Origin of the sequence: Streptomyces sp. B3I8 (genome assembly GCF_030816915.1) — a bacterium.
In the GTDB taxonomy this organism is placed as follows: Bacteria; Actinomycetota; Actinomycetes; order Streptomycetales; family Streptomycetaceae; genus Streptomyces.
The window spans coordinates 128715-143660 of record NZ_JAUSYN010000001.1; the positions used below are offsets into that span (position 1 = coordinate 128715).

The 14946-nt window shown below is 69.2% G+C and carries 12 protein-coding genes and 3 pseudogenes; 9 read left to right on the plus strand and 6 right to left on the minus strand.

Annotated elements, in window-relative coordinates:
• The first annotated feature begins 25 nt into the window (after positions 1–25).
• Positions 26–1201 carry a hypothetical protein gene (locus QFZ64_RS00695; protein WP_307061181.1) on the plus strand — a complete coding sequence of 392 codons (1176 nt, stop codon included), beginning with the start codon at positions 26–28 and terminating at the stop codon, positions 1199–1201.
• Positions 1202–1653: 452 nt separating this feature from the next.
• On the opposite strand, the gene QFZ64_RS00700 is transcribed toward QFZ64_RS00695, so the two are convergent.
• Entirely contained in the window at positions 1654–2061 is a 408-nt protein-coding gene (locus QFZ64_RS00700) for a cupin domain-containing protein (RefSeq protein WP_307061182.1), read from the minus strand.
• 235 nt (positions 2062–2296) lie between these two features.
• Between QFZ64_RS00700 and QFZ64_RS00705 the strand changes: the two genes are divergently transcribed.
• The 4 genes from QFZ64_RS00705 (at position 2297) to QFZ64_RS00720 (ending at position 8580) form a co-directional block, all read left to right on the plus strand.
• Entirely contained in the window at positions 2297–3709 is a 1413-nt protein-coding gene (locus QFZ64_RS00705) for a hypothetical protein (protein ID WP_307061184.1), read from the plus strand.
• The gene (locus QFZ64_RS00710) at positions 3706–5136 is read left to right on the plus strand and encodes a radical SAM/SPASM domain-containing protein (RefSeq protein WP_307061186.1); all 1431 of its coding nucleotides are present in this window, start codon (positions 3706–3708) and stop codon (positions 5134–5136) included. Before QFZ64_RS00705 ends, QFZ64_RS00710 begins: the two co-directional genes overlap by 4 nt.
• Positions 5137–5365: 229 nt before the next feature.
• The gene (locus QFZ64_RS00715; protein ID WP_307061189.1) at positions 5366–7474 is read left to right on the plus strand and encodes a ferritin-like domain-containing protein; all 2109 of its coding nucleotides are present in this window, start codon (positions 5366–5368) and stop codon (positions 7472–7474) included.
• Entirely contained in the window at positions 7471–8580 is a 1110-nt protein-coding gene (locus QFZ64_RS00720; protein ID WP_307061191.1) for a hypothetical protein, read from the plus strand. Before QFZ64_RS00715 ends, QFZ64_RS00720 begins: the two co-directional genes overlap by 4 nt.
• A gap of 218 nt (positions 8581–8798) precedes the next feature.
• Here QFZ64_RS00720 and QFZ64_RS00725 read toward each other — a convergent pair.
• The 5 genes and pseudogenes from QFZ64_RS00725 to QFZ64_RS00745 form a co-directional block, all read right to left on the minus strand.
• A pseudogene (locus tag QFZ64_RS00725) lies at positions 8799–8981 on the minus strand (type I-E CRISPR-associated endoribonuclease Cas2); the annotation flags it as partial.
• Positions 8981–9422: pseudogene (locus tag QFZ64_RS00730) on the minus strand (hypothetical protein). The pseudogenes QFZ64_RS00730 and QFZ64_RS00725, both read right to left, overlap by 1 nt.
• Positions 9423–9520: 98 nt before the next feature.
• Entirely contained in the window at positions 9521–9919 is a 399-nt protein-coding gene (locus QFZ64_RS00735; RefSeq protein WP_307061193.1) for a hypothetical protein, read from the minus strand.
• Positions 9916–10764, minus strand: a complete 849-nt coding sequence (locus tag QFZ64_RS00740; RefSeq protein WP_307061194.1) for an IS5 family transposase — start codon at positions 10762–10764, stop codon at positions 9916–9918. The genes QFZ64_RS00735 and QFZ64_RS00740 overlap by 4 nt, the downstream gene beginning before the upstream one ends.
• A gap of 506 nt (positions 10765–11270) precedes the next feature.
• Entirely contained in the window at positions 11271–11768 is a 498-nt protein-coding gene (locus QFZ64_RS00745) for a nuclear transport factor 2 family protein (protein WP_307061196.1), read from the minus strand.
• A gap of 16 nt (positions 11769–11784) precedes the next feature.
• On the opposite strand from QFZ64_RS00745, the pseudogene QFZ64_RS00750 reads away from it, so the two are divergent.
• The 4 genes and pseudogenes from QFZ64_RS00750 (at position 11785) to QFZ64_RS00765 (ending at position 14946) form a co-directional block, all read left to right on the plus strand.
• Positions 11785–12424 (plus strand): annotated as a pseudogene (locus QFZ64_RS00750) (transposase family protein).
• Between the two features lie 73 nt (positions 12425–12497).
• The gene (locus tag QFZ64_RS00755; protein ID WP_307061198.1) at positions 12498–12620 is read left to right on the plus strand and encodes a hypothetical protein; all 123 of its coding nucleotides are present in this window, start codon (positions 12498–12500) and stop codon (positions 12618–12620) included.
• A gap of 175 nt (positions 12621–12795) precedes the next feature.
• Entirely contained in the window at positions 12796–14046 is a 1251-nt protein-coding gene (locus tag QFZ64_RS00760; protein ID WP_307061200.1) for a cytochrome P450, read from the plus strand.
• A gap of 561 nt (positions 14047–14607) precedes the next feature.
• The gene (locus QFZ64_RS00765; RefSeq protein WP_307061202.1) at positions 14608–14946 is read left to right on the plus strand and encodes a hypothetical protein; all 339 of its coding nucleotides are present in this window, start codon (positions 14608–14610) and stop codon (positions 14944–14946) included.

Consider the following 14946-nt stretch of genomic DNA (forward strand, 5'->3'; position numbering starts at 1 on the left):
CGAGGTCCGGCGAGACTGGCGCCCAGTGGTCGAGCTGGCGCGGCATGATCTGCCGACGCTCACGGACTCGGCCGAGCGGCTGCTCGACGACCTCAGCAGCGTGATGAAGCGGGAGATGTGGTCCCAGGTCCCCGCCACCAAGACCCGAAACACGCTGACAATCCTGGTGTCCTGGCTCGGCGCCGATGCCCCGCTGCTGGAGTCCGACATCCGATCGCTCGTCGACAACCGTCCCCTGAAGTTCAGCGGGCGGCGGGTCACGCAGTTCCTGGAAACCCGCGGGCTGCTGATCCCGGATGCCGAGTTCCGCCGGGACGCGCATGAGAGGCGACTGGAGGCCGAGCTCGCCGCACTGCCTGCGACGATCGCACAGGAACTCTCGGTGTGGATCAGGGCCGTGCGCGGTGAGGGCAAGTGGGAGCATGCTGGCCGTACCTACCGGAGCATCGCCCGCTACTGGCATGTCCTGGACCCGATCCTCAAGGGGTGGCTCGCGGACGGCATCGAGAGCCTGCGCGAGATCACCAAGGACGACGTCAAGCGGGCCATCGCCACCCGCAAGGGGACGCCGGCCCGCTCGATCCACATCGTCCTGCGCAACGTCTTCCGGGCCCTTCGGCAGGAAGGTGTGATCTTCCGCGATCCCACCCGCGGCCTCGTCTTCGCGGGGATCAACAAGATGCCGCCTTCCGTGCCCTCGGACCGACTGGCCAGCGTCCTCAGCCACGCGCGAAACGACTTCCAGCGCTTAGTGATGGTACTGGTCTGCGTCCACGCACTCAGCGGCACCGACATCCGCCACCTGCTGCTCACCGACCTCGACCTGCCCCGTGAGCGGCTCATCGTCCGGCGTCCCGGCAAACGACACATCATCAACCTGGATGAACTAACCTACCGCTGCGCCTCCGCGTGGCTCCGTGAACGTCACCGCCGCTGGCCGGTGACGGCCAACCCGCATCTGCTTATCAACCGATGGACCGCTGTAGACACCACACACTCGCCCATCGGCACCACGTTCACCGCCATCTTCCGGCCCACAGGACTCACGATGCCAACGCTGCGACAGGACCGGATCCGCGACGAGGCATTCGAAGTCGACGACCCGCTGCACCTGATGCGCCTGTTCGGCATCAGCTCCCAGACCGCGATGCGGTACATCACCGCTGCCCATCCCGAACGCACTGCGAAACTGCCACGGTAAGCACGGCCGGACCGGAGCAGGTCGTCGGCGCCCCGGAGGGGGCGCCGACGACCGCGAGGTGTTGGACGAGGGTGAGCTCCGCGTACGCCGCAGCCCCGGTGTCGCCCGCCAGGAGGTCGCTGTGCACGGACACAGATCAGCGCCGAGTCTGACAACGCTATCCCGCCGCGCTTTCCCACCAGCTGAGAGTTCGACACGCGGGCCGCCTGCTCCGAGCGCGAGCAAGCACCTGAGCAGAGAGGTGCGCACGGCCTCACGGGTGGAGGCGAAGCTATGCCGACGCCGTCACCGCGGTGCGGCCGGACACCCCGCGCCGCCTCGAGGGATGCCGCGGCACCGGCGCGCAGAACTCTCGCCTCGCCCGCCTGGCCGCGGCCGCCGTGGCGGGTGACTGCCTTCAGGTGATGGCACGTCACCCACTGACCGACGCCGGAACGTCGCGCGGTCTCGACTCAGCAACAGCACAGGTACTTGGAGCTCATCAGCGCGCCGTAAGGCCCGACCTCGAAGGAGTAGTCCACACCGGCCGGAATGAACATCCAGTCCCCGGAGGTGAGCTCATTGCCGTTGACAGTGATCGAGCCGCTCATGACGTACCGGATGCCGTCTCCGTCGTGGGAGTGGTCTCCGACCCGGGCGCCGGGCTCCCCCACGGTGATGAAGTCCAGCGAGGGGCCGTTCAGGTGGACCGGGAGCTGCCACTTGCGGAAGCCGGTCGGTACATCCTCGACGTAGAGCATCTCGAGGGCTTTGCGGACGCCCGGGTCCCGGGACGTGGTGACGCGGTCCCTCAGGTTCAGGCCGCTTGCCCTGACGGCGTTCTCCATCTCCTCGACACAAGACTCGAAACTACGTGCCATCTTTTCCTCCTCAGTCGGGTCTCGTGTTGTTACTAAGTGCCGCGCCTCGGAAAATTTGAAAGCCGCTGGCCGGGTGAATTTAGGTATTTGTGTGGCAGTTCGCACGGCAACAGGGGACATATTCCATGTCCCGCCTCCGGTTGGCCGTCGCCCGCTGGGTCGCCGGGGCTCCTCCGTCGGCGTCGCCGCGCCGCACCCGCCATCCCATAGGGCCTCCACGGCTCAGGAGACACCGGTGCTCGAACAGGTCTGGCTCCACCCGCCCCTCGCCTTCGCTCGTTTGGGTCCCTCTCCGGTGCCGTGTGACAACTATCGCTGGGGCCCCAGCGACGTGTCGGTACGCGGCACCGGCAAAACCACCGTGGCTCCCGAACCCACCCTCGACCTGGCTCCGGACGGCACCTTAAGCGAGCGCTTGCCCGAGCGGGTTCGTTTCAAGGACGCCGACGGCTGGCGGCCGGTGTGCCCGTACTTCGAGTTGCACGGCACCTGGACGCGGGACAGGCAGCGGCACACCGGCCGGGTGACTCCCGAGGTACTGGCCGGCTCTGGGCTCTCTTTGGCGGACGTCCGCTGGGTGGTCACGGTCGCCAATTTCAAGGCGCACCACATCACCCGGGCCGACGGCGACCGGATCGAAGGGCATGTGGAATTCGCCGGCGACGACCACCGGCCACACAATCTCAACGGGCGTTCACCGGACGGCGTGGACCGGCCGCTGGTGCCGCCGGGCCGCGCAGTGCCGCTCGGATCCGTTCAACTGCCGGCCCCCAACCGCGCGCTGCCCGAGCTGCGGCTGCGGTTCACCCCTGCCGCAGGGCTGGTGTACGGGCCGACCGACCTCGCGCAGCGGACCAACCGGTACACCTTGCCCCCGGAGCAACTGGTCCTCAATGCGAACGCTGTCTGGTGTGGATTCGCACTCAGCCCGGACGATCCCCGGACAGCCCCGGCTCAGCTGTTCGCCGGGGCGGAGATCCAGCGCCCGGACGGCCGGGTGGTCAGCCTCGGCATGATCGATGACGTATGCGACGGACTGGTCCGCGTCACACTGCCCAACGGCCTTACGGCCGCCGCCCGGATCGTGGTCGGCCCGCCCGACTTCGCCCCGGACCGCAGGCCGTTCGTCTCCATCGCGGACGGCCTGGCCGACCGCGTGGGCCGCGCCGACGTCCGCGATCCCGCCTACCTCGCAGACCCGTGGACCTCGTGGGAGGTACGCGACTTGTTCGAGCGGATCCTGGAGACTGTGGGCGCCATCAACTTGGATGCCCAAATCGACACGGCGAACCTCGCGAATACGTTCACCGCCTTCGCCCGCAGCCAGCCGCTGGAGACCGTCGGCGGACTGAACTTTCCCCATCCCGAACCGCTGAAGGGGCTACTGCTCGCGCTCACTGAACGAGCCCGCCGACGCCACCGCCGCTTCGTGGCGCTTGAGGTTCTGGAGGACGTGGTGCGCGAGCAGCCCGACCTGATCGACCGCGTGATCCGTAAGCCGATGACGGAAGACGTCTATTACGACCGCCGGATGCCAATCACCATGCGCGGTGCGGACTCCTATCCGCTGCACCTCACCCGCCGTCAGTACGACCTGCTGACCGGCTGGGCGCGGACGCTGCGGGCCGAGACCGAGGAGGGCACATGAGCGTGCTGCTGCAGATCGGCCGGCGCCCGGCGGAGCCGCCCACGGCGGGCCCACCGCCAGGACTCGCCGCCGAGACCAAGGTGTTCCGCAGTGCCTATGGCGCCCATCTGTTCGTCGCCGACGGCAGTCGGGTGTACGACCTGCGGGAGGAGACGGCCGCCCGACTGGAGCAGTGGACCGCCGTTCCGCACGACCTGGCGGCTGATACCGAGCTCGCCCGAGCACTGGGCCTGCCCCTGTGGGGAGGAGTGGACGCGCCGCCTCTCCGCATCAACGGCACGCCTGCAGAGGTGCCGCCGTTGTCGTCTCTCTCGCTCAATGTCATGCAGGCGTGCAACCTCAGCTGCGGGCACTGCTACGCGGACGAGGGCAGGTTCGGCGGCACCGCCCGCGCGATGTCCCGGTCGACGGCGCTCGCCGCCGTCGACCGGCTGCTGGCCGAGGCGGCACCCGGCGCAGACGTAGTAGTCGGCTTCATGGGTGGTGAACCACTGCTCGCCCGCGACCTGGTGCACGCGGTGGTCGACCACGCCACGCGGGCCGGTGCGGCAACGGGGCATCCGGTGCGTTTTTCACTCACCACCAATCTGACTACCGTGCAGCCGCAGGACGCGCGGCTGTTCGCCGAGCACCCCTTCACAGTGTCGGTCAGCCTGGACGGTGACCGGGCCGGCCACGACGCCCTGCGGCGTACCCGGGGAGGCGGAAGCGCCTACGACCGGCTTCGCGCTGGACTGGAAGTGCTGCGTCTGCACGGCCGCCCGCGCCACCTGGCCGCCCGGGTCAGCGTCACCCCACGCACCCAACGACTGCTGGACGTCCTCGAACACGGCATCAGCCTGGGCTTCGACGAGGTCGGCTTCGCTGCGGTGGTGAGCGCCCCCGACCCTGCCTTCGAGATCAACTACGACGCCTTCGCAGGCTTCCTCGACCGGATGCTGGAGTGCGGCCGGACGGCGCTGCGCGAGGTCACAGCCGGGCGGCACTACCCGTTCGGTAACTTCCACACCGCCCTGCACCAACTGCACCGCGGCAGCCACCGTCCCTACCCGTGCGGCGCTGGGGCCGGCTACCTGAGCGCCTCCGCCCAGGGCGGCCTCTACGCCTGCCACCGGCTCGTTGGCGACCCCGCCTTCGCTATGGGCTCTGTCGCAGACGGACCCGACACGCTGGCCCGGGAGGAACACCTGGCACGCAGCCACGTCGACCGGATGCGGCCCTGCCAGAGCTGCTGGGCCCGGTACCTGTGCGGGGGAGGCTGCTATCACGAGGTGAGCCGGCGCGGACGACCCGGCTGCGACTACATCCGCGGCTGGCTGGACTTCTGCCTCCGGGCCTACGTGGAAGTGGCGGAGGCCATGCCCGGATTCTTCGAACAGTCGCCGGGGCCGGACGTGATTAGCGATCCGACCACGGTCGCCCGCTGACCGGACCCGCCCCGCGCATGCCCGGCGTCCGCGCTCTCCCGTCGCCTGGCCTGCCATACGGCCGCTCGCCACCACCTCCACCTGCCTCACGACACCCGTCCGTCCCGTCCGCCCTCGGACCGCGTCACTCGCTGCCCGTCCCACCTATGGGCTTGCCCGCCACGCACGCCTCGCCCGATGTCCTCGGCGATTTCCCGCCCGGGGGCGCCGACCATCCATGGAGCTTCACATGCCCGACCCGGCCGACCCGATTCCTGCCTCCCCGACCCCGGTGGGAAAGATCTTCCCGCGCAACCTCACCGCCCGGGCCGACTACCAGGTCCGCGGCAACCCGGCGGGCACCCGCCCGGAGAGCGGTGTGGACAACTGCTTCCCGGGCCTGGAACTCGACCAGCGCAACCTCGACACAGCATTCTTCCCCGGCCTGACCGTGGACTTCCACCGCCCGACGGGCTCGCAGGTGACAGCCATCAGCAGCGGCCCGGCCCTCGATCAAGGGCTGACCACCGCGGACCTGCCGCTGTTTCTGTGGGCGGTGTGCGGGCGCACCACCGTGGACCAGACGGAGCCGAACGCCCCCGTCTTCACCTGCACCAACCTGGAGGGCCTGGACGTCTGGCGCCGGGTCCACGACCTTCTCCCCGGCCGGGTGGCCGTCCTTCTAGGCCCCTCACCTGGCCGATTCTCCCCAGGCCCGAACGCCATCCGCGAAGATCTCAACGCCCTGCGGCAGGAGGGGCGAAGCCTCGTGCGCCGCAGCACGGACGGCGTGTTGCAGACGGCCGTGCTCGTGGCCGACCGGGCGCGCTACCTCGACCCCAACGGCGTGATCGACCCCGAGGTGTACCGGCCCGGCGAGCTGACCCGCAGTCTGTGCGCACCATGGCAGTACGACTTTCGCGACTGCGGCTGCTACTACTGGGCTGCCAGCAAACCCGACATCGCCACCAGCTCGGACGGCGTCCACCGCGACCTGGACTTCCTGCGCCGAGACCGCACCGACCCTCCGCAGCCCGACCAGCCCACCAACGTGGGGCGCCGGGGACGGCAACTCGGCTATGCACAGCTGATCAACAACTGGAACATGCTGCCTGTCGTCCTCAACGGCCGCGAGAACGACAGCCTTGGGGTTCCGGTCACCCCCGCCACCGAGCCACTCACCCCGGAGCAGGTGATCGCCGAACTCGAGTACCTGGCCACCGTAGAACACGCACTGTGCGTGGAGTACCTGTTCGCCCACTATTCCTTGAACGCCCCGATGCGGCTGCCTGAAGGCGCCGACAACACCACCGCGCGCATCTACTCCGCCGCCGAGGAGGTGTTCTCCGTCGCGGTCGACGAGATGCGCCACCTGCGGTGGGTCAACGAGGCCCTGGGCGCCCTCGGCCGACCACCCCGGCTCGGCCGCGCCACCCACATCCACCGCCAGCTCGACCGCCCCTTCGAGCTCAAGCCTCTCACGTCGGAGCAGCTGGACTGGTTCATCGAGGTGGAGCGGCCCAGCCAGGAGGTCGGCACCAGCATCGACGGCATGTACGTCCGGCTACATGAGGCACTGCGGCGGGAGCCGGAGCGCTACCCACAGGCCGACCGCCTAATGCACCTCATCAAGCTCATCATTGACGAGGGAAACGACCACTTCCTGCGCTTCACAGCCGTTAGGACCCACCTGACCGGCCTTTCACCGGAGACGTACCTGCGGCCCCTGCGCGACGAAACCTCAGAGCCTCTGGAGGACTCAATGCTCCGGCTCAGCGACGAGAACTACGCCTTGGTGCTGGGCACCCTGAACTCCACCCTGATGCTCGGCGACCGGGCGGCCGGCGCACTCATCGAGCAGGCCCGCCGCGCCATGTTCAATTTTCACGAGGTCAACCACGCATTGGCCGACCGCGGAGTGGCGCCGCGCTTCACCCTCCCCGTCGGATTCGCCGAGGCCGCAACCGGGTTGCCTGACTCCGAGTGGATCACTCGGGCAGCGGCTGCCGCCACCAGCGCCCGGCAGGCCGTCGGCGTGCTCGGAGAGGAGACCGAGCGCGCCATGGTGCTCCGCCAGCAGGCCGACTCCCAGGCTCTGCTCACCACCCTGCTCCTGCATCAGGCCGGCCCGACGGCCCCGGCCTATGACTCCGCGGATACCGCTCCGGACGACCATGACGCCAGGCCGGACATCTCACCGGTCCCCGCGCGACCCCCGGCTGTCCCAGGCACCGGGCCGACCGCCCCAGGCGCTCCACTGCGAGGCCCGGGCTACACGGCTGACCAGCCGGACATCTCACCAGGCGCCCACCGGACTCCACCGGACGACCCAGACGTTCCACAGGACAACGACCGGTGACCGTTGTCGAGATCGCCGGTTCCGGCCTGGCCGAGCTGACCTGCGCGCGACTGCTGGCCGACCGCGGCCACCAGGTCCGCCTGCGGGTGGGCACCACGCTGGGCCCCCGGCCGCTGCTCCTCAACGCACCGACCCTAAGCCTCCTGCAGGATCTGTGGCCCGCCGGGCAGGGCGGGAACGAGCCACCCCATTCTGTCGGACAGGACTTGCCCGACTGCAGCTGGCCACTGACTCACCGCCAGGTGCGCTGGGGGCCCGGCCAGCCCACACGCCGCATTCCGCAGGCCGCCTGGGCGCTGGACGGCGCGCTGCTCGCGGCCCGATTGCGTGAACGGCTCGCCACCCACCCGAACGCGGTCGAGCTCGTCGCCGCCAAGGCCCGTCCGGCAGCCACCGCCGAGTGGACGGTGACCGCTGCCCCGGTCGGCGCCAGCCACTGGGAGGCTGGCCGCCGATGTCTGCTCGCGGGCGAAGCCCCCCTTGCTTCCGGTCAGGACGAGGCCACCGCGCAGCTCCACACCACCGCGCTGGGCTGGCTGCAACTCGTTCCCCTGGGCCACGGGACCGCCCTGGCCCAGGCTATGGTCCCCGGACCGGTCGAGCGCCCGGCCGACCTGCTGACCCGACTGCTCGCCGAATCCGGCCTTAGCCCACTGCTGCGCCACCCGCCGAAGGCCGCGACCGTGCTGGCCGCCGCGCCACGGCTGCACCTGGCACCTGCCACCGCACCGAGGAAGGGCACCCCCGGCCTGCTCATCGTCGGTGCCGGGGCCGTCCGGTTCGACCCACTCAGCGGCACAGGCACCGCGCAGGCGCTGCGCACCGCAGTCTTGGCCGCGGCGGTCATCGGCTCCACGGCGGCCGGCGCCCCGGCCGACCGGCTGTGCACCCACTACACCATGCGCCTGCGCGGCGCCTTCGCTGCCCACCTGGACACCTGCGCCCGGCTTTACGCTGCCGCCTTCGACGTCCCGGCCTGGCATCACGAGCTCGACGCCACCCGGTTCCCGCCGCCCCGTGCTCACGACACCGGCCTCTACCTGTACAACGGCCGACTCCTTCCTGAACCCGCCCCATCCAAGGGGCTGGCGGCCGGCGCCGAATAGCGGGTCACAGCGGGCCGGGGTACTGCGTACGCGTGGTACGGGCGACAGAGTCAGCCGACTACGTTCTCAAGCCGAACGCTCCTACATCGCAAACGACTTGGATGCGAAAGCCTGTTTGCGTGCTGGAACCCGACCCCCGAGATGCGGAAGTGTCGCCATCTGCATGCAGGTTCGCGGCCCAGGGCGTCCAGTATTTCTGGAACCCGCGCCCTTCTGGTGGTGGTGTGGGCGAGCAGGGCGCGGCCTTGGCCGGCGTACTGCTGTACCTCGTTCCAGAGCACGTCGCGGATGCGGGTGGAGAGGTTGCCCACGAAAACGCCTGCGGAGATTTGGCCACACCATCTGAGAGGGCGGTTCGTAAGTTGATGTCCGTTTCCGTGTGAGGCAGGGACAGGGCCGATCACGTGGAGGGGGAGAGCTGCGCACGTACCCATTCGGGATCGGGGTTGACATGCGGCTGACCCGCCACCATGACGGTCGGCACGGTCTCGTCGCCGTCGTTGGCTGCCCTCACCACCGTCGCCCCAGCCGGGTCGCGCCAGATGTCGACCCAGTGCAGCTGGTTGGCACTGCGGCCCAACCGGATCCGCAGGCGCAGGCAGTACTTGCAGCTGGCCCTCCAGTAGACGATCGGTCGGTCGTCGACCGCGCTGCGGCGCTGAGCCTCCATCGCGCTGATCGACCGGGGGGAACGCCAGCGGCGAGTTCAGCCCCGCGAGCAGGACAAACGTCAGCAGTAGCAGGGGAACGGCGGCGCCGGGAAACCCCCTGACCGCCCACGCGGTCGCAACGAGCGAGCCGCAGACCAGGAACAGCATCGGCAAGATCCATGCGCGCGTCATGATGACGCAGGCTATCGGTGGCGCGTGAGAGGGAAGCGTGCGTTGGTGTCCATTTCCAGCGGGTCAGGAGCAGGGCCGCTGGCCGCAGTGCTCGGCCGCTACTGCTTCCCGGTGAAGATGCCGGCGTCTACCTCGGTGAGGATGTCGAGCTTGACCAGGCGTTTCAGCTTTGCGCGGGTGCCTTCGACGTTCTTCGGCAGCTGTGCGTGGCCGAGGGCTTCGCAGACGTCCTTGGCTCGCAGCGGTCCGGTCGCCCCGTTGAAGACGGCGAGGATGCGTGGGTAGTCCGGGTGCTCGGGCAGCTCCGGCGGGGATGCGGGGAGCCGGTCGACGAGGCCGGTGACGGTCTTGCGCGTGATCACGAGGTGCTCCAGATGGATCTCGGCCTCCCGCAACCGCGTCTGCAGCTGGCTGATCTGCGCGCGGAGGTCGTCGGCCAGGGCCCGGGCGGCGTCTTCCTGCAGGTTCAGCGCATCGAGCAGGGGCTGGACGTTCACACTGCCACCGCCTGCGCCACGCGCCAGGTGGGGGCGTTCGCGCCGGTGAGGCGTCGGGTCATGACGTGGGTCATCGCCCAGTAGACGCGGGAGGCGGAGGAGGACGGGCGGTGCTCGTAGTCGCGGACCAGGCGCCGGTGCAGTATCAGGATCCCGTAGGTCTGCTCGACCCTCCACCGCTTCGGCTGCGGCACGAACCCCTTGTCCCGCGGGTTGCGTTCGACGATCTCGACCTCGATCCCCAGGCCGGCGCCGTGCACGACGACTTGGTTCTTGAAGCCCTGGTCGACCAGGGCTTTGCGGACGGTTCCGCCGGCGTGCTCGGCGACCCGGTCCAGCAGGACGATGCCCGCGGCGTTGTCGTAGGTGTTCGCGGCGAGGACGACGACCGCGATCACCAGGCCCAGCACGTCCACGGCAAGGCCACGCTTGCGCCCCGGCACCCGCTTGGCCGGATCGTGACCCGTCGTGGCGGCGGGTACCCCGGCGGCCGCGTGGACACTCTGGGTGTCCAGGACCACCAGGGTCGGGTCCTCTAATCGCCGGGCGCGTTCACGGACCTGGCAGCGCAGGAGTTCATGGATGACCTGGTCGGTTCCGTCGTCCCGCCACGCGGCGAAGTAGTAGTACGTCGCACTCTTCGGCGGCAGATCGTGCGGGAGATAGGCCCACTGGCAGCCAGTCCGCCCCTGGTAGAGGATCGCGTTTACGATCTCCCGCATGTCGTAGGCGCCCTGGTGGCCGCTGACCGAGCGGTGCCGGTCCTTCCACGCCGTGATCACCGGCTCGATCAGAGCCCACTGCTCGTCCGATAAGTCACTCGGATACGGCTTGCGTTCACTCACCCGGTCACATCACCAGATCACCAACCGCGGACCGGTAGATTCCGCCCCACCGCCACACCATCAGGCGACAGCAGACCCCCTCAAAGGCTCACGAACCGCCCCCTAACGTGCCCACCTCGCAGTCCGGGAACTGGACGTACTGCGACGGACGCAGCAACAAGGCGCTGTAGCGCTCCTCGAGGGCGCGGATCACGCCCCGCCGCACGCCCTGTGCCCCTGGACGCCGGTGACTTGACCCGTATTCGGCGTCCAGGGGCGCCACCCACCGGGCAACAAGACCCGGATCTGCTGAATGACCGGACGGCGGGGCTTGTGCAGCCACGCCTGCGGGGGCGGATGGTCTCGTACCCGACGGGGGCCCGCCGGCCCGGGCCTCCCTGGCGCCGACGCCGGTGGCAGGTCCGTCCGATCCACGATCGACCACATCCTTCGCGCCTACTTCGGCTGACCCTCACCGATCACCACGGCCCGGCGACCTGACGGTCGCCGGGCGCAATGCAGTGTCGTCAGGCGGGTGATCCATCCGCGACGGGGAGCCGTTCCGTTCCGCCGCCGAAGGGGAGGAAGACAGTGCGGCTGGCGAGGAACCAGGCGCCATCGATCTTCCGGAAGATGTCCTCGTAGTGGCCGACGTTCGCCGGAGCCTGGGCGCGATCATTCCACCCTGAGTAGCCATCGACCCGGTATGCCGTCAGATACGAGACGGCCCGTGCTGTCGCCTCGGACTCCACCGTGACCAGGATGTTCGCCATCAGACGGCGCGACAGCCTGTCCTTCGAGCGAGAGGCAAAGTAGGCGCGCAGAGCCTCGCGCCCCTCAATGTGCCGGTCCCCGAAAGGCCAGTGCCAGACACCATCGGGCGTGAACAGCTCGGCCACCGAACTTGGGTCGCCGAGGTCAAGGCGGTGGATGAAGTCCACAATGATGCGCTCGCAGTCGGCCGGCGTCCCGCAACGCACGAAGCTCCTGTGCCGTTGAGAGAGGTGTTCGACGTCTCGACTCATCAGCGCAGGAGCCTCGTTGGTTCTCTATCCTGCCTCACTCGACGTGCCTCACGCCCTGGTCGAGTGGGTAACGATGCTCATCGTCACCCGTGAGGGTGACCGCCGCTGCCTACGTAACCGCCGTCGTCGGCCACCTCGCACGTCGGGCGCCCGGCCTACTGCGGGTCCTGCGGGAAGCCGATCCCGATCACGTCCTGCTCGACGGAACGCTCGCCGAGTGCGACCGGGTCGGCGACAGCCGGGCCGACTTCTCCCAGAAGCACCGCCGACACGGCGTGAACGTGCAGGTCATCGCCGATCCCGCGGGCGACCTGCTGTGGATCTCGCCCGCCCTGCCCGGCCGCACCCACGACCTGACCGCAGCCCGCACCCACCGCATCATCCGGATCTGCGAACGCCAAGGCGTGCCCGTCCTCGCCGACCGCGCCTACATCGGCGCCGGCTCCTGGGTGACCACACCGATCAGACGCCTTCCGCACCAAGACCTCACCGCGACCCAGCGAACGATTAACCGGGCCCTGCCGGCGGCACGCGCCCCCGTCGAACGAAGCATCGCGCGACTGAACTCACGGCGGATCTTCCGCAGAGCGCGCTGCGGTCCCAACCGGATGACCGTCATCGCAGCCGCCGTTCTCACCCTGGAGAGGCAACGCTGAAAGGGCTCACTGATCATCGATGCATCTTCCGTGATCGGCAGTTACACCGAACGTCTTACAGTCCCTTCCTTCATTGCGGTGGCGATACGCGTGGAGCTGGACACCGAGCGACATCGCGACGGTCGTCGCCCAGTTGGAGGACCCGTTCAAGATGATGCGTGGCGGCGTGTTCTTCGACCTGCTGAAGCGGGCGTGACGCTGAGCGCGGATCCGGTCGGGTGTCACAAGTCGGTCGGCGGCACGGTCAGTTGTACGTGACCGACACCAACCGTCACCCACACCGACACCCACACCGACACCCGGCCCGTCGGCTCACCGCTCGGACGACTCGAGCTGCTGCCGCCATCCCTGCCGTCCGCCTTGGAGCCTCCATGCCCGAACAGTCGTCGACACCCCTCGTCCTGGACCCCGCAGCCTCCGACCACCACGCCGAGCACCAGGCGTTACGCGACCGTGGCCCGGCCACTCGCGTGGACCTCCTGGGTCTGACCGTCTGGTCGGTGACGGACCCCGCCCTCCTCAAGCAGCTGCTCACCAGCACGCAGGTCTCCAAGGACGGCCGCGCCCACTGGCCCGCCTACGCCGACACCGTGTCCACGTGGCCGCTGGCCCTGTGGATCGCTGTGGAGAGCATGTTCACGGCGTACGGCGGCGACCACCGCAGGCTGCGCCGGATGGTCGCGCCGGCCCTCAGCGCCCGCCGCGTCCAGGACCTGTCCCCGACCGTGGAGACAATCGTCACGACGCTCCTCGACGACCTCGAGGCGCGGCCTGCCGGGGAGATCGTCGACCTGCGCGAACACTTCGCGTACCCGTTGCCCATCGCGGTACTGGGCCGCCTCATGGGCATCGCCGACAGCCAACTCCAAGGCTTCCGCGACGTGGTGGACGGCGTCTTTGACACCACGGCCACCGCCGTGCAGGCCGCCGAGAACACGGCGTCCCTCTACAAGGCCCTCGATGACCTGATCGCCGCCAAACGCGCCGAACCCGCCGACGACATGACCTCCCTTCTCATCGCCGCCCGCGACCACGAGGGCGACGGCGGCGGTTTCTCCGGCGGCGAGCTGCGCGACACGCTCCTGCTGATGATCAGCGCCGGTTACGAGACCACGGTGAACGTCATCGACCAGGCGGTCACCGCTCTGCTCACCGACCCCGAACAACTCAGCCACCTCCGCGCGGGCCGGGCGACCTGGGACGACGTCGTGGAGGAGACGCTGCGCCACGAACCCGCCCTCAAGCACCTCCCGCTGCGCTACGCCCTCACAGACATCGCTCTGCCCGACGGCCGGACGATTCCCCGCGGCGAGGCGATCCTCGCCTCCTACGCAGCCGCCAACCGCCACCCCGACTGGCACGGCCCCACCGCCGACCGGTTCGACGTCACCCGCCTGAACAAGGACCACCTGGCGTTCGGCCACGGCGTCCACTTCTGCCTGGGCGCCCCGCTGGCCCGGATGGAGGTGGCCACGGCGCTCCGCCTGCTCTTCACCCGCTTCCCGGACATCGAACTGGCTGTTCCCGTTGACGAGTTGCGGACCCTCCCGACCGCGATCGGTAACGGCCACCGAACCCTGCCGGTTCGCCCCCGCCGTACGACCGGTGAGCCCGCCCGCTGACCCGTCCGAACCAGTGCAGGCAGTGCGGAGGCCGTTCCGTACGGAACAGCGCGTCCGCACGCGCGACGGCCTCCGCGTGATGGGCGAGGACGACCCGAAACGGCGGTCGACGACGGCCAGGCCGCGCTGGATGAACTGTTGGAGCGTCTGGCGGACGTCCCCACTCCGTCCGGCGCGACGCCACGCCAGCTCCTGCCGATCATCGAGGTCCGGCAGGGGCACACGCCGAAACCCTGGGCTTGACGTCGGAACTGCTGTGTTCTGCCGGCCGCAGTCGGGGTGTCGGTGGCGGGTGATACCTGTGAGGACGTGGAAGACACGATCCCGGATGCGCTGGCTCTCCTGCACGACGCCTTTCCCGCACAGGTCCGCCGTCGCCCTCTGGGCTGGAAGGCGCTCCGCTCCTGGGAGGACCGGCAGGGCGTGGTGTTGCCTGAGCCATATCGCACCTTCGTTGCTGAGATCGCGAACGGGACAGACGAGGGACCCCCTGACGAAGGCGGTCTGTTGCCCCTGGGAGAGAAGCCAGCCAGCTGGGTCAGGTGGGAAGCGGACTGCTGGATGAGTCCTGCTCCGTTCGATGGCACAGCCGTGCGCCGGCTCGGTCAGCCCTTCCCGCTCGAAGAGGAATGGCAGTGGGAGTACGACTACTACGACCACGCATTGCACTCCGACACGTTGCATCAGATCTACCAGTGCGGCTCGGTGCTGCTGGGCAGCGACCGGCCCGGTGAGTACTGGACGCTGGTGGTGACCGGTCCACGGCGCGGTCAGGTCTGGTGGCTCCGCGACGGATGCGCAGCTCCCTACGCCGATGCCCCGTCCGCGCGGCTCGGGGGCGGCTTCCATGGTTGGATCCGGGACTGGCATGTCGGCCAGGGCTGGTGGCGTCCCGAGTAG

What these genes read in the sequence shown, in the direction of transcription:
- QFZ64_RS00700 (WP_307061182.1), bottom strand. Translation starts at nt 2,061, where the DNA reads ATGGCACGTAGTTTCGAGTCTTGTGTCGAGGAGATGGAGAACGCCGTC.
- QFZ64_RS00710 (WP_307061186.1), top strand. Translation starts at nt 3,706, where the DNA reads ATGAGCGTGCTGCTGCAGATCGGCCGGCGCCCGGCGGAGCCGCCCACG.
- QFZ64_RS00715 (WP_307061189.1), top strand. Translation starts at nt 5,366, where the DNA reads ATGCCCGACCCGGCCGACCCGATTCCTGCCTCCCCGACCCCGGTGGGA.
- QFZ64_RS00745 (WP_307061196.1), bottom strand. Translation starts at nt 11,768, where the DNA reads ATGAGTCGAGACGTCGAACACCTCTCTCAACGGCACAGGAGCTTCGTG.
- QFZ64_RS00760 (WP_307061200.1), top strand. Translation starts at nt 12,796, where the DNA reads ATGCCCGAACAGTCGTCGACACCCCTCGTCCTGGACCCCGCAGCCTCC.
- QFZ64_RS00765 (WP_307061202.1), top strand. Translation starts at nt 14,608, where the DNA reads ATGAGTCCTGCTCCGTTCGATGGCACAGCCGTGCGCCGGCTCGGTCAG.